This is a genomic window from Duncaniella sp. (assembly GCF_029054785.1).
In the GTDB taxonomy this organism is placed as follows: domain Bacteria; phylum Bacteroidota; class Bacteroidia; order Bacteroidales; family Muribaculaceae; genus Duncaniella.
In genome coordinates, this window is record NZ_JAIDEN010000177.1 from 1 (window position 1) to 20549 (window position 20549).

Genomic DNA, 20549 nt, shown 5'->3' on the forward strand with positions numbered 1-20549 from the left:
ATTCAGCGATTCAAACAGCTTGATTGCAAGCAAGTTGTAGGATGCTCCACGGAGCATCCGCCGGTTTTATGGTTCATCAACCTCGTTTTCGGATGCACCATGGTGCATCCCTACCCTGATAATGAAGCTCTTAGGTTGGCAATATTCGCTGAATAGTCACTTATGGAGCTGTATATATGAAATATGTGATTATGAAAAGAAAATGCCGGAGGCCGTTTCCATGCGAAACGGCCTCCGGTTTTCTATCGTCTTATTATAAGGATTCTGCGGTGGGAATTAGAGGATACCCTGGCCCATCATTGCGTTGGCAACCTTCATGAAGCCTGCGATGTTTGCGCCCTTCATGTAGTTGATGTAGCCGTCGGCTTCGGTGCCGTGTTTCACACACTGGGTGTGGATGTTCTTCATGATTTCATGGAGACGGCGGTCAACCTCTTCTGCGCTCCACTGGAGGTGTTCGGCGTTCTGGCTCATTTCGAGACCTGAAGTTGCCACACCGCCTGCGTTGACAGCCTTGCCGGGAGCATAGGTAACCTTGGCGGCGAGGAAGGTGTCGATGGCTTCGGGTGTGCAGCCCATGTTAGAAACTTCGGCTACGAGTTCAACACCGTTGGCAACGAGTTTCTTGGCGTCTTCGCCGTCGACTTCGTTCTGGGTTGCGCAGGGGAGAGCGATGTCAACTTTCTGTTCCCAGGGTTTGCGGCCGGGGAAGAAGGTTGCGTTGGGATATTTTTCAGCGTAGGGAGCGACGATGTCTTCGCCGGTTGCGCGGAGATAGAGCATATAGTCGATCTTTTCGCCTGAAATGCCGTCGGGATCATAGATGTAGCCGTCGGGGCCGGAGATGGTGACAACCTTGCCGCCGAGTTCGGTAGCCTTGAGAGCTGCGCCCCAAGCCACGTTGCCGAAGCCTGAAATGGCGATTGTCTTGCCCTTGATTTCGTCTTTCTTTTCAGCGAGCATGCTCTGAACGAAGTAGAGAGCGCCGAAACCTGTGGCTTCGGGACGGATGAGTGAACCGCCGAAGTCGAGGCCTTTGCCGGTGAAAGTACCGGTGCATTCGTTGACGAGCTTCTTGTACATGCCGTACATGTAGCCTACTTCGCGGCCACCTACGCCGATATCGCCTGCGGGAACATCGCGGTCAGGACCGAGGTTCTTCCAGAGGCCGAGGATGAAGGCCTGGCAGAAGCGCATGATTTCAGCGTCGCTCTTGCCGCGGGGCGAGAAGTCGCTGCCACCTTTGGCGCCACCCATCGGAAGAGTGGTGAGAGCGTTTTTAAAAGTCTGCTCGAAGCCGAGGAATTTAAGGATAGAGAGGTTGACGGATGCGTGGAAGCGGATGCCGCCTTTATACGGGCCGATGGCGTTGTTGAACTGAACGCGGTAGCCGATGTTGTTCTGGACTTCGCCCTTGTCGTCGACCCAGGTCACACGGAAGGTGACGATGCGGTCAGGTTCGACCATGCGTTCGATGATTTTTGCTTTTTCAAATTCAGGATGCTGGTTATAGACGTCCTCAACACAGATAAGGACTTCCTTCACTGCCTGAAGGTATTCCTTTTCGCCGGGATGCTTGGCTTCCAGGCCGCTCAGAATATTATTAATATCCATGATAAAAGAAATTGGTGGATTTAAAGGGTATTGGTGATTTGGTTAACGCTGCAAATGTAATAATTAAATTTGATAGGAAGGATCAAAAAAATGTACAATTTAAGATGTTATAAAGCATAAAAATTAAACATATAATTCGTCCTGTCAATGGCCAGGAATGACGATTTGCCAGCTTCCAGCATTGTTTTCGCAGGAAAGTGTCAGCCAACTGCTGCAAGGAGCCGTATTATGTCGGATATTTGTGGATTTGGAAACACATTGCCATGTGCTTTCCCCGGTATTTTTTGAGAGGATAAGAGCGCGTTTGACAATAAAAGAGCTGCCGCTGTACGGATGGAGGTTTTCCATCTGCACAGCGGCAGTAAAATTTTTGAGACTTCTCGCAGGCGGATTATTCGCCGGGCTTGATAGCTTCGCTGGGGCATACTTCAGCGCAAGAGCCACATTCGATGCAAGTGTCGGGATCGATGCGGTAGATGTCGCCTTCAGAGATTGCGTCAACGGGGCAAACGGGCTGGCAGGTGCCACAAGCCACGCAAGAGTCAGTGATTACGTAAGCCATGATAAGATAAAATTTGAGTTGTTAGATAATTGATACGAAAACATTTTGAACACGGCGCAACCATCAGGTCCACCGGATAGATGATGCAAAAGTAAGGTTTTTCCCTGAAATATCAGCTAAAAATCAGTGAAAAAATAGTCGGAAAGAAATTATTTTGGCCGAAAACGAGAGGATATCCGATGGCAGAAGTAAATCCGGGGCTTTGCTCTTTTTGGGTGATTATGGCCGGGAGGATGAAACAAGACCGCCGGAAAAGCATTCCGGCGGTCTGTTTCATTGAATTATGATTTTCTGGTGGATGGATCAGGCTTCGATCTTCTTGTAGCGGGGTACAAGGAGTTTCATGATGGCCCAGCCTACGAGGTAGGCGACACCACAGATGCAGAACACGATGAAGTAGCCTGCGGGCTTGCCTTCATAGCTCATGAATGCCATGTTGGTCTGTGCTGCATAGTCGAAGAGCACACCTGAGCCGAGGTTGATGAGGAATGATCCGATGCCGCCGGCCATGCCGCCGATACCGATGATGGTGGCGATGGTCGATTTGGGGAACATGTCACCGACAACCGAGTAGATGTTGGCGCTCCATGACTGGTGGGCTGCTCCGGCGATACCGATGATGATGATCGGGAGCCAGGGAGAAACTGAACTCATCGGCTGTGCGAGGAGTGCGAGCAGGGGGAACACGGCGAAGATAAGCATTGCTTTCATGCGGGCTGAATAGGGGTCGACTGAGATTCCCTTGCGGGCCGCGCGGTCAATGAAGATGGTCGGGAGTTTGCCGCCATAGATTGAAAGCATGGTGATCAGATAGAGCACGAAGATCATGAGCATGCCTTCGCCTGACGAGGTCGACAGTTTGAAGACGTCGGTGATATAGGCCGGAGTCCAGAAGAGGAAGAACCACCATACACCGTCGGTGAGGAATTTACCGAAGAAAACGGCCCATGTCTGCGGATACTTGAAACACTTCAGGAAGGGGATGGTGGCAGTCTCGCTGTCTTCAGTCTCGGCTTTCTGCCTGGCTGTTTCGTCAGCTGCGTCGTCGTCCTGCTCGATGTAAGCGAGCTCGGCTGCGTTCACGCGCGGGTTTTCAGCGGGTTTCTTGTAGAGGAAAATCCAGAAGCCCATCCAGACGAAACCGAGGGCGCCGATGATGATGAAGGCCATTTCCCAGCCGTTGCCCCAGCCGATGCTCTGGAAGAATTTGGCGAGCGGGCCGATGGAGAACGGGGCGATGAGGGCGCCGACTGCCGATCCTGCGTTGAAGATCGAGGTCGCATAGGCGCGGTCACGCTTGGGGAAGTATTCTGCTGTCACCTTGATCGCAGCAGGGAAGTTACCGGCCTCACCGAGGGCGAGGATGGTGCGGGCTGCGAGGAAGAAGTAGACAGAGACGGTGGCGATTGTCATTGCCATGTCGCCGGTTGCCTTTACGAGACCGGCAGCGTCGTGCAGGCCGAGTGTGGCTTCAGTGGCGATGCCGCAGACTGCGTGGAGGCAGGCGCCGGCTGACCATACGCCGATGGCCCAGAGATAGCCTTTCTTGGTTCCCATCCAGTCGATGAAGCGGCCGGCAAGGAGGTTGGCCACTGCATAGACGATTGAGAAGACAGCAGTGATCAGACCGTAGTTGGCATCAGTCCAGTGGAATTCCGGAGAGATGAACTCTTTCCAGGTGAGCGAAAGCACCTGACGGTCCATGTAGTTCACAGTCGTAGCGAGGAAGAGCAGTGCGCAGATGGTCCAGCGGAAGTTGGTCATCTTCTGGTTTGCGGCTGCGAGGGGTGAATTTGCTGCTGCCATAGATTAGAATTTGAAGTAGTTTTTGGCGTTGTTGTAGCAGATATCCTCGATCATCTGGTTGACGCGGTTCTCTTCATAGCCGGTGTAGGGGATGAGACCGTTTTCAACATCGTTGCCTACGAGGTTGCAGAGTGTGCGGCGGAAATATTCGTGGCGCGGATATGAGAGGAATGAGCGGGAGTCGGTGAGCATGCCGACGAAGCGGCTGAGAAGACCCAGGAGCGAGAGGGCGTTCATCTGTTTCTCCATGCCGTCTTTCTGATCAAGGAACCACCAGCCTGAACCGAACTGGATCTTGCCGGGGATTGTGCCGTCCTGGAAGTTGCCGAGCATTGTGGCGAGCACTTCGTTGGCGCAGGGGTTGAGGTTATAGAGGATGGTCTTGGTCAGTTTGCCGCGTGAGTTGAGGGTGTCAAGGAACTTGGCGCAGGCTTTGGCTGTGGTGAATTCGCCGATCGAGTCAAAACCGGTGTCGGGGCCGAGGAGCTTGAACATCTTGGAGTTGTTGTTGCGGATGGCGCCGTAGTGGAACTGCTGTGTCCAGCCTGAAGCGTAGTCCATTTCGCCGAAGACGAGAAGCATTGCGCTCTTGAACTTGTTGATTTCTTCAGCGGTGAGCTGCTTGCCGCCATAGACTTTGTCGAAGATGGCTTCGATTTCGCCGTCGGTGAAGTCTTCGGCATAGAATTCCTCGATACCGTGGTCTGACAGGCGGCAGCCCATTTCCTCGAAGAAGTCGTGACGCTTCTGAAGGGCGTCGATCATGTCCTGGAACTTGTTGATCTCGACTCCTGACACTTCGGCGAGTTTTTCGACATAGGCGCGGAATTCGGCGGGGTTTTCAACAGCCATAGCCTTGTCGGGACGCCAGGTGGGGAGCATCTTGATCTCGAAGCCGCTGTCGCGCACCTGCTTGTGGTATTCGAGCGAGTCGACGGGATCGTCGGTGGTGCAGACGGCCTCCACATTGTAGCGGCGCATGAGTCCGCGGGCGGTCATGTTGGGGTCGTTGAGGAGTTTGTCGTTACATTCGTCGAAGATCTCGCGGGCAGTTTCAGGATTGAGCAGTTTGTCGATGCCGAACGCTGTCTTGAGTTCGAGGTGTGTCCAGTGGTAGAGGGGGTTGCGGAAGGTGTAGGGAACGGTTTCGGCCCATTTCTGGAATTTTTCCCAGTCAGAGGTGTCTGTGCCGGTGCAGAAACGTTCGTCAACGCCGTTGGAGCGCATGGCACGCCATTTGTAGTGGTCGCCGCCAAGCCAGATTTCGGTGATCGACTTGAAGCGGTGGTCATCGGCTACCATCTTGGGGATGAGGTGGCAGTGATAGTCGATGATCGGCATTTTTGCCGCATGTTCGTGATATAGCTTCTGTGCGGTCTCAGTCTGCAACAGGAAGTTTTCGTCCATGAAAGGTTTCATGTGTGGATGTGATTTTAAAGGTTATTGATTTTGGGTGTGGAGGAGAGTGATCAGAGGGTCACGCCGTTCTTGAAGATGGCTATTTCATGGATGCCGCTCTTCTCGGAGTTGACCTCTTCGCCTGAAGCGACTTTGAGCACATAGTCGATGAAGTCGGCGAGGACGTCGGCCATCGAGCTGTCTTCGACAAGGCGTCCGGCGTTGAAGTCGATCCATGTGGGCTTGCGCTGTGCGAGGCCTGAGTTGGTGGAGATCTTCATTGTGGGGACGAAGGTGCCGAAGGGGGTGCCGCGGCCTGTGGTGAAGAGCACCATCTGGCAGCCGGCGGCGGCAAGGGCGGTGGAGGCCACGAGGTCGTTGCCGGGAGCCGAAAGGAGGTTCAGTCCGTGGTTGCTGATGCGTTCGCCGTATTCCATCACGCCGAAAACAGGGCTTTTGCCTGATTTCTGGGTGCAGCCGAGGGCTTTTTCTTCAAGAGTCGAGATGCCGCCGGCTTTGTTGCCGGGCGAGGGGTTTTCGCCTACGGGTTCGCCGTGGCTGAGGAAGTATTCCTTGAAGTTGTTGATGAGCGAGACGGTTTCGCCGAGGAGGCGGGTGTCGGCGCAGCGGCGCATGAGGATTGTCTCGGCGCCGAACATTTCAGGCACTTCGGTGAGCACTGTCGTGCCGCCTTCCTGGTCGCAGAGCCAGTCGGAGAATTCGCCGAGCAGCGGGTTGGCGGTGATGCCGGAGAAGCCGTCGGATCCGCCGCACTTGAGGCCGATGCGGAGTTTTGAGGCGGGAACGGTGGTGCGCTTGAATCCGCGGGCCTGTTCGTAGAGATCGCGGAGGATCTTGACTCCGGTCTCGACTTCGTCGCCTTCTACTTCCTGGCAGACCATGAATTTCACACGCGAGCGGTCATAGTCGCCGCAGAATTCCTCGAAGACCTTGGGCTGGTTGTTCTCGCAGCCGAGTCCGACAACGAGGATGCCGCCGGCGTTGGGGTGGTGGACCATGTCGCGGAGGATCTTCTTGGTGTTTTCATGGTCGTCGCCGAGCTGCGAGCAACCGTAGTTGTGGGGGAATCCGAAGATGCCGTCAACGCCTTCGGCTTTTGTTTCGGCGTTGAGACGGTCAACGATCTGCTTGACGATGCCGTTGACGCAGCCCACTGTCGGGATGACCCAGAGTTCGTTGCGGATGCCGACCTGGCCGTCGGGGCGTTCATAGCCCTGGAATGTGGCTTCGGTGCCTTTGCGTGAGGAACCGGGAGCGGGCACGGAGGGGTTGTCGATCGAGATATCCGAGTAGTCGAGCTGACCTTCGAGATTGGTCTTGATGTCGTTGTGGTCGAGGAAGGCTCCGCGGCTGACGGCATGGCGCGCATGGCCGATCGGGAAGCCGTATTTGATCACGTTTTCGCCTTCGGCGATGTCGCGGAGAGCGAACTTGTGGCCGGCAGGAATGTCGGCCACAAGTTTGATTTCGTCACCGTCAACACACAGTGTCGTACCAGCGCTGAGCGCGTTGATTGCCACTGCCACGTTGTCGGCGGGGTTTATCTTGAGAAAGTCTTTCATCAGAGAGCGTGGTGATTAGGCTTCAACAACTTCCTTGACAGTTTCGAGCATGCCCTTCGATGCGATCGAGTTGAGATACTCGGTGACGAGGTCGGTGAGACCGGGGATCTGGTTGAGATCGCCGTGTTCTTCGCCCCAGATGAGATCCTTGGCTGCGAGGACACCTTCGGCAACCTTGCGGGTGTCACCTGTTGCCCAAAGGCCGGTGAGGAGATCCATGATCTTCTGGTCGTCGTTGGGGACGATTTCTGTTCCGTCTTCACGCTTGCCGCCCTTGTAGTAGGTGATGAGGGCTGCGAGACCGAGCACGAGACCTTTGGGGAGTTCGCCCTTGCGTTCGAGATAGGTCTTGAGTCCGGGCAGGTCGCGGGTCTGGAATTTGGGGAAGGAGTTGAGCATGATGGAGGTCACCTGATGGTCGACGTAGGGGTTGTTGAAGCGTTCGAGCACGTCTGAACCGAACTTCTGGAGTTCTTCCATCGGGAGGTTGAGGGTCTGCATGAGTTCCTCGAACTGTACCTTGTGGATGTATTTGCCGATCACGGGGTGGTTGCATGCGTCACGCACGATGTTGACGCCGCTGAGGAATGCAACGGGCGAAAGCACTGTGTGCGGGCCGTTGAGGAGGGTCACCTTACGTTCGTGGTAAGGAGCTTCCGAGTCGGTGATGAGCACCTGGAGTCCGGCCTTTTCTGCGGGGAATTCGGCGCGGAGCTGTTCGAGGCTCATGTTTGAGGCGCGTTCGATCACCCAGAGGTGGAATGCTTCGCCCTGAACCACGATGTTGTCCTTGTAGCCGAGTTTTTCCTGGATCTGTGCGATTTCCTTGCGGGGGAAGCCGGGGACGATGCGGTCAACGAGAGTTGCGCATACGTAGCAGTGGTTTTCAAACCATGCGCGGAATGCTTCGTAGTCGGCGCCGAGGTCTTCTTTCCAAAGGTCGATGTACTTGAAGATGATTTCTTTCAGATGGTGGCCGTTTTCGAAGATAAGCTCGCAGGGCATGATGATGAAGCCCTTGTCAGCAGCGCCGTTGAAAGTCTTGAAGCGGCGGTAGAGAAGCTGGGTGAGCTTGCCGGGGTAAGAGGCTGCGGGACGGTCGTTGAGCTTGCATTCGGGATCGAAGGCGATGCCGGCTTCGGTGGTGTTGGAGATGACGAAGCGCATTTCGGGCTGGTCGGCCAGTGCGAGGAAGGCGTCAAACTGGGTGAAGGGGCTGAGGCCGCGGCTGATCACGTCGACACGGGTGAAGGAGTTGATCACTTCGCCGTCGAGACGGCCCTGGAGGTTGACATGATAGAGGCAGTCCTGACCCTGGAGGAGCTGCATTACGAATGCGTCGGGAGTTCCCTGGACAACTACAACCGATGAGTTGAAATCGGTCTTGTCGTTCATATTCTTGATGATCCAGTCAACGAAAGCGCGGAGGAAGTTGCCTTCGCCGAATTGGATGATTCTTTCGGGAGCAACCGCTTTGGGTGCGGTGAGTTTGTTTAAAGCTTTCATGATTTTAGTGATATATTGATTGATTTTAATTTCAGCTATTGTTGTTTATGGAATGAATGGAGTCATGTAAGGCGGTTTATTCGGCGGGATTCCAGCCGGTGGTGACTGCGAAGACTTTTGCGATGTCGAGGCAGTCGGTCGCCTGGGTGTCGGAAAGCTTCATGGCCCAGCTGACGCGTCCGTCCTGGGAGGCTCCTTCGCCGCGGCTGCCGTATTCGCCGTAACGGGCTGTGCGCTCATTGTCGGTGTTGTTCCAGTTGTGCCATCCTGCGGGGCGGATGTGTGAACCCATCTCGCAGTTGATGAACACGGTGTGGGCGTAGGGGCGCCAGGGACGTCCGAGATATACTTTGGTCACTTCGGGAAGTGCGCGCAGGGTGCAGGAGTCGAAGATATAGCCGTATTTGACGTCCTCCGGAGTCGAGGCGGCGGTGATGTAGGAGTCACGCTTCGAAAGGATGTCGCAGTTCTTGAAATAGGCGGTCGCGGGGCCGAAGATGAAGTCTGTGGTCCCTTCGATGTAACATCCGTCGAAATAGAGGCGGCTGTTCTTGCCTCCGGTGAAGATAGTGTCCTGATTGCCGAGGAAGCGGCAGTTGATGAAGCGCAGACGGTCGCCCTCGGTGTGGAGCGCTACGGCCTGTCCCAGCTGGGGGGCGTTGTTCTCGATGGTGAGGTTGCGGAAGGTGGCGTCACAGGCTTCGACCTTTACGGTATAGGTGCGGAAGGTGCCCATGTTGTCGATGTTGGCGTGGTGGTCGAAGGTGATGATTGTCGAGTCGGCGCTCTCGCCTTCGAATGTCACGTTCTTGAGCCAGGAGGGGATCACGATCTTTTCCTTGTAGACGCCGTTGGCTATGTGGACTGTTACGTTATAGTCCATATAGGCGCGGATCCCTTCAAGGGCTGCGGTGACGGTTGTGTAGTCGGCTGACCCGTCGGGGTTGACATAGATGTCATGTTTCCAGTCGGCTGCGGATGATCTGATGCCTGCGATTGCGGCGATCATCAGCATCATCAGAGATGCAAAACGGAGTTTCATGTGGCCGATATTGATTTTTGAGGTCGGTACTGTTTCTGGTATTAATAAAAAGGGGGGGAGGAGGAGAGAGTTTTCAGCTCAGACAGCCTTACTTGGTGATTCTGAACCAGTCGATGTCAAGCCAGCCGCTGTCGTTGCTGACCCAGTCGCGGGTGCAGAACAGACCGACCTTGCCGCCGATCCAGTGGCCTTCGCGCACGTTGAAGGGGCGTCCGAATTTGGTGAATTTCTTGCCGTCAAGACTGTAATAGAATGTGGCTTCGGCTTTATAGTCGGGCTTCTTCATGGGCTTCTTGGGACCTACCATGCGGATCTGGACGCGGAGATAGAGTTCCTTGCCGTCTTCGATCTTCACGGAGGCCACTTCTGTTTCGTCGGCTCCCTTGCTGGCTTTGACGCAGTCAGCTTCGGTCAGATAGATTCCGTCCTCGCGGCTGACAAGCGAGAGGGCTGCGTAGTCATGGCCTTCGACAATGATGCCGGCGCGTTCGCCTGCCATGATCTTGCCGTCCTTTTTGCGGGGGAAGAACTGAACTTTGGCGGTTGCGGTGAAGTTCTGGGCCGGGAATTTCTGAAGCAGGAGGTTGGAAGCGCCGTAGAGGGTCTTGGCCCCTTCGTTGTGGTGGGAGAAGAGACGCAGTTTCGAAGCCTGGGCGTCGGTGTAGTACCAGAGGGCGTTGGGGTTGCCTTTCCACTGCCACTGCTTGCCAAGTTCGATGCTGTCAAACTCGTCGCTTTCAACTGGATTTGCTACGGGATATGTCTTGCCGACGTTGGGCTTGCGGTATTTTCTGACGGGTTCGCCGCGGCCGTCGCCGTCGGGATCGACGCCGATTACGGGCCAGCCGTCTTCACGCCATTCCATCGGCTGGAGGTGTACGACACGTCCGTAAGGACCCTTGTCCTGGAAGTGTACGAACCAGTATTCTTTTCCGTCTGGGGTGTCGACCCAGCCGCCCTGGTGAGGACCGTTGATGTCAGTCGATCCCTGTTCCATCACGTTGCGTGTCTCGTAGGGACCCCAGATGCTTTTCGAGCGGAGAACTTCCTGCCAGCCGGTCGGTACGCCTCCGGCGGGTGAGAAGATGTAGTACCATCCGTCACGCTTGTAGACCTTGGCGCCTTCGATGGTTTCGTTTTCGAGGTGTCCGTCATAGACCATCTTGTCCTGGCCGATAGCCTTTGTGCCGTCGGGGGTCATTTCGATCATGCCGATGATGCTCTTGACGCCTGCGCGGCTTCCGGCATAGCCGTGGCCGATGTATGCGCGGCCGTCTTCATCCCAGAAGGGGCAGGGGTCGATGACGCCTTTGGCTGCATAGACGAGGACAAGCGGTTCCCAGGGACCGGCGGGGTCTTTGGTCTTGGTCATGAAGATGCCAAGGTCGGGATCACCATAATATATATAGAACTCGCCGTTGTGGTAGCGGATCGCAGGGGCCCAGACGGCGTTGCCGTGGCTGGGGTCTTTGGCAGACTGCGCGTATTCGGGCATTTCTGTGATCGCGTGGCCTATAAGAGTCCAGTTGACAAGGTCTTTCGAGTGGAGAATCGGCAGGCCGGGTATGTCGCAGAAACTTGAGGCTGTCATGTAGAAATCGTCACCGACACGCACGATGTCAGGATCGGAATAGTCAGCGTCAATGATAGGGTTCATGTATTGGCCGTTGCCGAGATCAGGCGACCAAACCTTGGATACATAGGGCTTTCCATCGGCCCATGCTCCGAGAGCTGCTGCGGCTGCGAGGCCAAACAGGCTGATTCGTTTACTTAGATTCATATAGGTCAATAAGGTAAAGATAGTATTGATTTGAGGTATATGATGCTGTTCTTTACAGCGTATTTTATGGCCAAAGGTAATAAATTCCCACCGATATTCAACAAACTTTTAAAATAATTAACGTAAGGGGTTTTGTTTCAGGGAGCGCGTCAACACGGTCTTCCCTTATGAAATAAAGCCACGGACACCCTGAGGATGGGATGCCCGTGGTTTGTTGGTTTTTCCTTGAGTGATAATTTCTTTTAGGCTGTCTCAGGGTTTCTCGCAGAGATGCCCGTTGATCATCAGGTTGCTGAAGCGGATGTTTTTGACCAGACCGCTGATCGAGTTGCCGCCTGAGCTTACGCCATCGAAGCGGCAGTTGTCCACGTTGATGTTGTCGATGTTGCAGATCTCCTTGAAGCCTTCGATCATCACGCCGTATTTGCTCTGGCGGCAGGTGATGTTGTCAAGCCAGACGTTGCGGACAGTCGGGGGATAGCTGCGGTCACAGGCTTCGTCAGGCTCGTAGACGAGGTTGATCTTGAGAACGGACTCCTTGCACTGGCCCACTTCCACGTTGCGGACATAGATGTTTTCGATCACACCGCCGCGGCAGGCATTGGTCTTGATTCGGACCACCCGGTCGAGTTCGGGGCTGTCCATCACGCAGTCTTCGAGGAAGAGGTTTTTGAAGCCGCCTGAGATCTCGCTGCCCACAACGATGCCGCCGTGGCCGTTTTTCATCTTGCAGCCGCGGACAATGATGTTTTCCGAAGGGATGGCCTGGTCACGTCCGTCGCGGTTGCGGCCGCTCTTGATCGCGATGCAGTCATCGCCGGTGTCGAAGTAGCAGTCCTCGATGAGCACGTTTTTGCATGATTCCGGGTCACAGCCGTCGCCGTTGGGGCCGTCATTCTCGATGTGGACGCCGCGGACGGTGAGGTTTTCGCAGAGCAGGGGATGGATCACCCAGAAGGCCGAGCGCAGAAGGGTCACTCCTTCGATCAGCACATTGCGGCATTCAACCGGGTTGACAAGCTGCGGGCGCATTCCGTAGCCCTCGCCGAGGATGCGTTTCTCGACCGGTACTCCGTTTTCGTTCCACTCCATCAGCAGCGGACGGCCGATTTTCTGAGTGATCGGGCCTGCGACATAGCCGCGCTTGCCGCTCATCTGCCACCAGTTGTCGTTTGAGGCTCCGCCGTCGATGGTTCCTTTGCCGGTGATGGCGATGTTTTCCTGGCCGAGCGCATAGATCATCGGCTGATAGTTGTAGCAGTCCATGCCCTCCCAGCGTGTTCTGACGAGGGGATACTGCGAGGGGTCGTCGCTGAAGAGCAGAGTGGCGCCTTCCTCAAGATGGAGGTTGACGTTGCTCTTGAGGGTCACGGGGCCGGTGAGCCATGTGCCTTTGGGGATGACGACGCGTCCGCCCCCTTCGGAGGAGCAGAGGTCGATCACCTTATTAATAAGTTCTGTGTAGAGAAATCCTTTGGTCTTGGATTTTTTGCCGTAGTCGAAGAGGCGGTAGTCCTTGTCACGGAAGGTCGGAGCCTGAATGTTTTTCTCGATTTCGGGATAGACGGTCGCCCAAGCCTCCTTGGCAATCGGTGTTGCCGGGGTGCAGATGGCTGCGGGCGATTTCTTGCAGCACTCTTTCGGGCTGTCAGCCGCCGAGGGCATTGCAAATGCCAGACTGACCACGGCTGCGAGTATCGCTGATTTGTTCATGGTATATAATTTTATGGATTTTGTTGTGAGAATCGGTTTAAAAATGAGATTTCGAATGTTTCAGGCCTCAAAGATAGAAATTTTTCGCGAGTTCTGAAATACGTGCGGATGAGAGATCCCGGTTTACTCGCAACTTTGGGGGGATTGAATGAAACGGGGGCCGGAGAAGGCTGCGGCGGTAATTTGAGCTGTGTGCTGGGGCATAAAAAAGGCTTCCCGGCCTTTTGAGTGGTCGGGAAGCCTGATATAAGCGGGGGATCTTTTCAGATCTTGTCAGCGGGATTAACGCCAGCGGGGGTCGCCGATGTTCTTCTCGGTGATGATCGAGGGAACAGTCTTGTAGCGGAGGGCGTTGAAGATGTCGGCGGGAGCTTCGTGGTCGCGATGGTTGGGAACAGATGAGTTATACTGAGTATAAGGAGCGTTGGGGCTATTGAAAAGATCAGTTGCCTTCATCACATTGCCATTGTCATCTTTTAAGACTTTGACTTTCAGATCGTCTTTTGTTCCAAGGTTACCATTCTCGAATTTGCTTGCACCAAAAGAGTTTTTGGAGTTTGAAAATTCAGTGCCGGTGAAGATCTTGTCATCTGTAACATGATTTGCTTTGCAACCTACGTAATAGTTGTCTTTTACGCAGAATGTGAATTCACCATTACCTTTGATGGTCTCGATGGCAGAACCTCCCTGATAGAATTTTTTGTCAACTTTGACACGCTCGTCATTTTCGTCAGCGGCAAGAACAATGAGGTTACGCTGGAATGAATAGTAAGATCCACCAGGCACATATTTGGTCTGGAAGAAGTTACGACCTGACGAACGGGTTGAGAAATTGATGAATGTGTTACCTTCGATCTTGATATTCCAATGGATATTGTCGGCATAGTTGATGTTTTTGTCATTGTCAGAAATCATCGCAGTGCGCGGACAATCGTACATGGTGTTGTTAGTCCATGAAAAATCCTTGTATATATTGGATGTTGTCTTGGCTCCATCACCTGCAATCCATGCGTAACCACGTCCGTTGTTGTCATAGTAACCGCAGTTGTAGAAGAGGTTGCCGTCAATAACAATTTTCTGGAATGTTTTGTCTTTCTTGCCTTGAACACGGAGGAAGCCTCGAACCATGCGCTGGAATGAGCAGTTTCTGATTTCGAGAGATTCGAATGATACTTCCATACCATCGGAGTACATGTTTGCGAAGTAGTTGCCGGTTGCAGAAGCAATACCTTCTGACTGATGTCCGTAGTTATATGCCTTGGGACAATCAAAGTCGATATTCTCAAAAATAATTGAGCCTACTTCGATGGGGAAGTCTGATTCACCGGCAGCTCTCTGACGACCGAACATAAAGTTACATGTGTTCAGGTTGGCAGTCTCAGCACCGTATTCATCAAGCTGGACGCCAATACCGCCCATGTAGACAGTGGCCCGCTTGCCGGCGGCTACGTCTTCAGGATCAGTAGCGAGTTTGAAGCCCTTTGCAAGTACAGGATGGTTATAGAAATAATAAGCTTTACCGCCTTCAAGGTAGAAAGTCTGGCCTTCTGCGAGTTTTACATTGTTTGCAAAGTTACCGATAATGGTGTCAAGAGGTGAGGCGTTGTATTCGACAGCACCGGGGATCGGGTCTTTTGCCCAGACGATGTGCTCGATTTTGATCGGTTCGCCGGGAGTTCCGTAGATTGGCTTGCTCCATGAATTGTAACGGGCATCAACCAATACGGGGACATCCTCGTTGATAGCGTCAATCGAATACTTGGCGTTCTGTGTGAGACCGCCGACTACGAATGTAGCCACGCCGTCAACATAGTCAGATTCCTGGATTGCGTAGTTGCGCCATTTGGCATCAATAGTTGCATCAGGGGTGTCGCTTGAAGGAACGATCTTAAGAGTGGTAACCTTGAATTTGGCTGTGTTCATGTCATTCTGAGTGCCATCTTCAACTAATTCAAAGTGTTCTTTGAAATCTTCGAATTGAGCAGCATATTCAGATGTTTTCTCACAGACATCCTTGATATGGTCAATGACATTGCGGTTGACAGTCACAATAAATGCATCGTTAGACTCATTGACTTCAACTTTGACAAGTTTCGGAGTGGTGTAGCGGGGATCAGTTGATTTGCCGGCTTGTTCGGCCCATTCGCGACCGTTGCCGTAGCCATACCATTTGGAGTGCTTTGAAGATTCAATTACTTCTGTCACTTCCCCGGTTGTAGGATCAGTTTTTACAAAGTCAGGGTGAAGAACTCGGATAGCAAAGCGGTAGCCCTGCTCATATTCGAGATTGCGCACAATATAGCGGAGTTCATCAGGACGGAAAACTTTGGAATATTTTCCATCGGGCCATTGGTAGAGGCGTTCGGTGTTGTTCCAGTCTTCCTCTTTGCCGGAGGTCAGACCGGCTTCAAAACCGAATTTGACCTCATAGCCGGCAGCGCCTTCGACTCCATACCATGCAATCTGGATAGAGTTGAGTTCTTCATGAATTGTACGCATGCTCCACTCATCGGATTCATCATCCACATTAGTGTTTTCTTTCAGGCGGAACATGGTCATAGGCATGCGGTCAAAATCCTCAGCCGGATTGTTCCCCATGAACTCATCATCCTCCGTACACGAGGAAAAGCCGAGAGCGATAAGAGCTGTCAAGCAATATAATAGTTTCTTTTTCATTTTAGTAATTTGCTGATTTAGATTAAGGCGATTACATTATTTGTAGCCATAGTTCTGCTTATACTTGCCTTGTGAGCGAGTGATGACCGCATCAGGATAAGGAAGAATATATCTGATGACAGGCAGATCTTCATAGGTGGGGAAGTCAGACGGTTCGGGAGCGCGTTCGCGAGAACCATTGTTGATGATCCAGTTGCCGTTCATGTCACCAAAGATGTAGCCATGCAGGGAGTTCAGGAAGTAATCCTGGGGAAGACCGGCATCGTTATTGAACCAGTTCATATAGTCCACACCACCAACAGTCGTGTCTTTGCCATTGACTTTTATTTTGATCTTTTCATCGCCGTTGGCAGGAATTGAATTTGGATTGACGATATAGACAACGCTCATATTCGGAGATCTCTGGGGGAACTGTTTTTCGGTCCACTGTGACGCTGCCGGAATTTCCGAATTTTTCACATTGTTAATATAATAAATCTTATCCATCCAGATTTTGTCATAGTAAGAACTGTTTCCATGGTCATATTCAGAAACATAATCCTTGTATCCGCTTGCGCCGTCGGCAGCAGCGAAATAACGGATGTATGCCCAGTAGACATTCTCGTTGAGCATGTTGTTGCGGACGAGGTCGCGCCAGCGCATGTTTTCGCCGGCAAACTCAAACTTACGTTCGTCAAGGACGGCTTTGAGGAAGTCTTCCTTGGAGCCATAGCGTTTGGGCTGGGAAATTTTTGCTGAATTGGATTCTCTGAAAGCTCTTTCGCGAACCTTTTCGTAACGTTGGATAGCCTTCTGGGTCGGGGTACCGTAATATTCGTTTTCTGCTTCTGCTGACATGAGGAGCACATCAGTATAACGCATATAGGGGTAGTTGAAGCCGGTATATTCCTCAGTGGTGGCTCCGAGACCGTTTTCATTCCACAGTTTGGACCATTTGCCATTGTAGTTTGAACGACCGCTGGAGTTAAATGTGGCCTCTCCATTGCTGTTATAGCTCCACAGCTGATTTACGAAGTCTCGGCGCACATCATCAGGATCAAACATGAAGCGATAGAGGGCGTTGAGCTGAGCTGAACCTGAAGCCTTGCCCCAGTTGTGGGGGGTACGACCTTCGGCATTATCCATCTTGGGACCGTGGATGTAACCGATGTTGCCGGTTGACTGGCTGCCAAAAGGAATTTCGAAAATCACATCATCACCAGATTCTGATTTGAAGTTACATTCGTCCACAAAGACCTTGTGATATGCTTTTGTCAGATTGTGACCGCCTTTTTCGACGACAGAGTCACAATAGTCAATAGCTTTTTTGTAAAAATCTTCCTTGTAGTCGAATTTATTTGTACGGCGCATTGTGCCGTAGAGGCCTCCTTCAGGATAAAGTGAGTAGCCACCTGCGGTCATTGCAAGACGGGCGATCATTGACCATGCCATATCTTTTGAGATACGCTGTACATTATCAGTAAATCCCTGGCTCGATGAAAGCTGCATGAATGGAGCAACTGACTCAAGGTCTTTGATAAGATCATTGAGAATCACTGCACGGTCTTCTACATCATAGATCTTCTCTTTGTTTTCGTAAGACGGAAGCAGAGAATATGGGACATCGCCGAAATACCATACGAGGTCATGATAGAAGATGGCGCGGAGCACTTTTGCCTCGCCTAACATCTGCATCAGTTCAGAATCTTCCTCGTCATAGATATCGGAGGTCTGAATGCCGTTGATAAGCATGTTGGCGCGTTCTATACCTGTGTAGAGGGCATCCCAGGCTTTTTTGATGTCACCGCCGGATGATTTACACTCGTATCGGCGATAGCCGGTCGGTGAATCGCTTTCACTACTGGTGACATTGAAATCCACGTCAGTATTGAAGCATAATTTTTCGAGGAAGGCCTGTCCATAGGTGTCTTTGCTGAGCATTGAGGCATAGACACCGTTGAGAGCATTACGCATTTCCTGCTTATCGGTGTAGACGTAGTCCGGATCGAGTTTTGAGGGCGCGTCCACATCAAGATAGTCGGAGCAGGAGGCGAGAGCCACTGCTGATAGGCCGGCTAATAATATATTGCGAAATTTCATTGTTTACTTTTCTTAGAAAGATGGTATAAGATTTATGTTAGAAAGTAACATTCACACCAAGAACATAGCTGCGGCTGCGCGGATAACGGTTGAAGTCAAACGAGGGGGTCAGACCGCTCTGTACGTCGACTTCGGGGTCGTAGCCTGAGTAGTTGGTGATGATGAAAGGATTGGTTACGGAAGCGTAGAAACGACACTTCGACATACCTGCCTTGCTGATGATGTTGTTCGGGAGGCTGTAACCGAGGGTGATGTCGGTGCAGCGGAGGAACGAACCGTCTTCAACGAAATAGCTCATGGTGACGTCCTTGTTCATGTCCATCGGGTTCCAGCGGGTCTGACCTTCATTCATTTCAATATAATGGAGGTTTGCATCCTGGATCCAGGTGTTTCCATAGTAGCATTCAGCACCATCGGCATAACGCCAGCGGTTAGAGAATGAACCGAGCACGTTCTTGAAGTTGTTCTTGTTGTCGATCGATGATGACAGGTAGTAAGCTGTTGCGTTGTAGACGTCAAAGTCAAGGAAGTAAGTGAAGTTGGCTACGAAGTCAAAGTTCTTCCACTGACCGTTGATACCGAAACCACCCTGGAGTTTAGGAGTGGTACGGCCGATGACGGTACGGTCGTTGTCGTCAATCACTCCGTCGTCGTTGAGGTCTTTGAACTTGGGCTTGCCGGGAAGGGTAGCTTTGCCGGATTGAGAATCACTGTAAATATTATCCATGTTTACAGTTCCTTCTTTAGGTATATAAGTCGCTTTGGGTACGTCAAAATCGAATTCATCTAAGCTGTACAGACCGTCATAGACGAAACCATAGATAAGACCTACTTCGCCGCCTTCTTCAAGACGATAGTTGTAACCGCCGTCTTTTGAACGACTGTGGGTGTCATAAAGATATTTGACTCCGGTCAGCTTGTCGACCACCATCTTGTTTGCGCCGAGATTGAAGTTGGCGGAAAGTGCATAATCCTTGCCACGGAGAATGTCTCCGTTGATCGAGAGTTCGAAACCGCGGTTGGTCACCTGGCCGATGTTCTGGTACTGCTGGGTGTAACCTACTGTCGAGAGGATGTCGGCCTTGTAGATAAGGTCAGAGGTGGTGTTCCAGTAGTATTCGGGGGTGATGCGCAGACGACCGTTGAACAAAGAGATGTCCAAAGCGAAGTTGCGGGTCAGAGTAGTCTCCCACTTCAGATCGGGATTGGGAAGATACTTGTCAGGACCATACCAGTGCTCACCATCATTTGCACCTCCGGTTTCGCCGAATGCCGGACCTGCTGTTGAGTTGTTCACATAGAGGTAGCGCCACATGTCGGCATCGATATTGTTGTTACCGGCCTTACCGATAGCTGCGCGGAACTTGAGTTCGTTGAGCCAGGTGAGGTCTTTCATGAATTCCTCGCTTGAGATAACCCATGCACCGGAAACTGAGGGGAAGTAACCCCACTGGTTGCCGGGTGCGAACATTGAGGAACCGTCGGCGCGGAAGGTAGCCGAAAGGAGATACTTGTGGTCATAGTTATAGTTGAGCTGACCGAAGTAAGAGGTGGTGCGGTTGGCGGTGCCGAGTGACGATGATGATTCATACGGGCTGCCAAGATTCATATTGTCGAGAGCCTTGTCTGCCGAAATATTGTTCGGGAAGTAACGGTTCTTCTGATAGGTCTTTTCAGACTGCTTGTTGTAGAGCTCGAAACCAACGAGGGCATAGAAGTTGTTCTTTTCCTTGATGCTCCAGTCGTAAGAGGCGGTTGTGGTCCAGGTGTAGGAATTGGTCTGGGCCTTTTCGATGGCAGCCACAGGCTGAGACTGATGTTTCTTGCCTTCGGAGGTCAGACGGCCCCAGAAACGCTTGTCATCCTTGAACTGTACGGTGTAGACACCTTCGGTACGGAGAGTAAGACCGGAGATTGGCTTATATTCGAGAGATGTCTGGTTTGTAAATGTATAGGCGTGACGCTTACGGACATTGGTCTTGATGTCGTTGACAGGGTTAGTGTACTCGAAAATACGTTCCTGGTCAGGATCGACAGCACCTTCTTCCCACCATGCGCCGAATTCACGGATGCCGTTGGTCGGACGGTAGCGGAGCACGTCGATGATACCGCCGGTACCGATGTTGTCACCGCCTGCGCCTTCGTCGCGGCGATAGGTCATCTTGGGGTTGTACTGGAGGGTAAGATTCGGGAGAATCTTGGTCTGGAGTTTGGTCAGGATGTTGGTACGGCGAACACCGGTGCCCATGATGATACCGTCATCATTCGACTGGGTAAGTGAGATGTTGTAGCGGGTCTTGTCGTTGCCGCCGCCGATCGATACGTTGGTCGAGTAAGAGAAGGGATTGTTGCCCATTACCTCGTCCTGCCAGTCGTGAGAGCGGGCCTGCTTGTAGAGGTCCATATCCTGCGGATTGCCGAAGTTGTAACGGAACAGACGGGTCTGTTCATTACGGGTCGAGTGACCTGTGGCGAAGTCCCACTGATAGTTTACAAAATCATAGGCATCCATCAGATCAAGTTTCTTCGAGATCTGGCTTACAGACATCTGGCCGTTGAATGATACGGTGGTCTTGCCTTCCTGGGCCGACTTGGTGGTCACGATCACAACACCGTTACCACCCTTGGCACCGTAGATAGCGGTCAGAGAGGCATCCTTGAGGATGTCGATGCTCTGGATATCGCTCGGCGGGATGTCGTTGATGTTGTCGGTCTGGAAACCGTCGACAATGTAGAGAGGGTCGTTGGACTGGGTCACTGATGTCGCACCACGCACGCGGATGTTGATGT

12 protein-coding genes are annotated in these 20549 nt (G+C 52.5%); all 12 read right to left on the reverse strand.

Translation table 11 applies throughout. From position 1 onward, the window contains the following. Nucleotides 1–276 precede the first annotated feature (276 nt). Nucleotides 277–1614, reverse strand: coding sequence for an NADP-specific glutamate dehydrogenase (gene gdhA, locus K2H17_RS10685; RefSeq protein ID WP_300134615.1), 1338 nt, complete (start codon nt 1612–1614; stop codon nt 277–279). 391 nt (nt 1615–2005) lie between these two features. Further along, a complete protein-coding gene (locus K2H17_RS10690) occupies nt 2006–2176 on the reverse strand; it encodes a 4Fe-4S binding protein (protein WP_300134617.1) in 171 nt (56 codons plus the stop codon). A gap of 303 nt (nt 2177–2479) precedes the next feature. Further along, entirely contained in the window at nt 2480–3982 is a 1503-nt protein-coding gene (locus K2H17_RS10695) for an MFS transporter (protein ID WP_300134619.1), read from the reverse strand. Nucleotides 3983–3985: 3 nt separating this feature from the next. After that, nucleotides 3986–5401, reverse strand: a complete 1416-nt coding sequence (gene uxaC, locus K2H17_RS10700; protein WP_300134622.1) for a glucuronate isomerase — start codon at nt 5399–5401, stop codon at nt 3986–3988. Nucleotides 5402–5451: 50 nt separating this feature from the next. Further along, entirely contained in the window at nt 5452–6966 is a 1515-nt protein-coding gene (locus tag K2H17_RS10705) for an altronate dehydratase family protein (protein ID WP_300134638.1), read from the reverse strand. 12 nt (nt 6967–6978) lie between these two features. After that, a complete protein-coding gene (locus K2H17_RS10710; RefSeq protein WP_300134624.1) occupies nt 6979–8469 on the reverse strand; it encodes a tagaturonate reductase in 1491 nt (496 codons plus the stop codon). A 76-nt stretch (nt 8470–8545) separates the two neighbouring features. Next, nucleotides 8546–9511 (reverse strand): pectinesterase family protein, encoded by a 966-nt coding sequence (locus tag K2H17_RS10715; RefSeq protein WP_300134626.1) that lies wholly within the window; start codon nt 9509–9511, stop codon nt 8546–8548. An 88-nt stretch (nt 9512–9599) separates the two neighbouring features. Beyond that, complete coding sequence (locus K2H17_RS10720) at nt 9600–11291, reverse strand: glycoside hydrolase 43 family protein (RefSeq protein ID WP_300134628.1); 1692 nt, start codon at nt 11289–11291, stop codon at nt 9600–9602. 252 nt (nt 11292–11543) lie between these two features. Then, nucleotides 11544–13004 carry a glycoside hydrolase family 28 protein gene (locus tag K2H17_RS10725; RefSeq protein ID WP_300134630.1) on the reverse strand — a complete coding sequence of 487 codons (1461 nt, stop codon included), beginning with the start codon at nt 13002–13004 and terminating at the stop codon, nt 11544–11546. A gap of 282 nt (nt 13005–13286) precedes the next feature. Beyond that, nucleotides 13287–15680, reverse strand: a complete 2394-nt coding sequence (locus K2H17_RS10730; RefSeq protein WP_300134632.1) for a hypothetical protein — start codon at nt 15678–15680, stop codon at nt 13287–13289. A 36-nt stretch (nt 15681–15716) separates the two neighbouring features. Then, complete coding sequence (locus tag K2H17_RS10735; RefSeq protein WP_300134634.1) at nt 15717–17759, reverse strand: RagB/SusD family nutrient uptake outer membrane protein; 2043 nt, start codon at nt 17757–17759, stop codon at nt 15717–15719. 37 nt (nt 17760–17796) lie between these two features. Next, nucleotides 17797–20549, reverse strand: a 2753-nt coding sequence (locus K2H17_RS10740; protein ID WP_300134636.1) for a SusC/RagA family TonB-linked outer membrane protein, incomplete at its 5' end; no start/stop codon positions are given.

What these genes read in the sequence shown, in the direction of transcription:
- K2H17_RS10735 (WP_300134634.1), bottom strand. Translation starts at nt 17,759, where the DNA reads ATGAAATTTCGCAATATATTATTAGCCGGCCTATCAGCAGTGGCTCTC.
- K2H17_RS10730 (WP_300134632.1), bottom strand. Translation starts at nt 15,680, where the DNA reads ATGAAAAAGAAACTATTATATTGCTTGACAGCTCTTATCGCTCTCGGC.
- uxaC (WP_300134622.1), bottom strand. Translation starts at nt 5,401, where the DNA reads ATGAAACCTTTCATGGACGAAAACTTCCTGTTGCAGACTGAGACCGCA.
- K2H17_RS10720 (WP_300134628.1), bottom strand. Translation starts at nt 11,291, where the DNA reads ATGAATCTAAGTAAACGAATCAGCCTGTTTGGCCTCGCAGCCGCAGCA.
- K2H17_RS10725 (WP_300134630.1), bottom strand. Translation starts at nt 13,004, where the DNA reads ATGAACAAATCAGCGATACTCGCAGCCGTGGTCAGTCTGGCATTTGCA.
- gdhA (WP_300134615.1), bottom strand. Translation starts at nt 1,614, where the DNA reads ATGGATATTAATAATATTCTGAGCGGCCTGGAAGCCAAGCATCCCGGC.
- K2H17_RS10710 (WP_300134624.1), bottom strand. Translation starts at nt 8,469, where the DNA reads ATGAAAGCTTTAAACAAACTCACCGCACCCAAAGCGGTTGCTCCCGAA.
- K2H17_RS10695 (WP_300134619.1), bottom strand. Translation starts at nt 3,982, where the DNA reads ATGGCAGCAGCAAATTCACCCCTCGCAGCCGCAAACCAGAAGATGACC.
- K2H17_RS10690 (WP_300134617.1), bottom strand. Translation starts at nt 2,176, where the DNA reads ATGGCTTACGTAATCACTGACTCTTGCGTGGCTTGTGGCACCTGCCAG.
- K2H17_RS10715 (WP_300134626.1), bottom strand. Translation starts at nt 9,511, where the DNA reads ATGAAACTCCGTTTTGCATCTCTGATGATGCTGATGATCGCCGCAATC.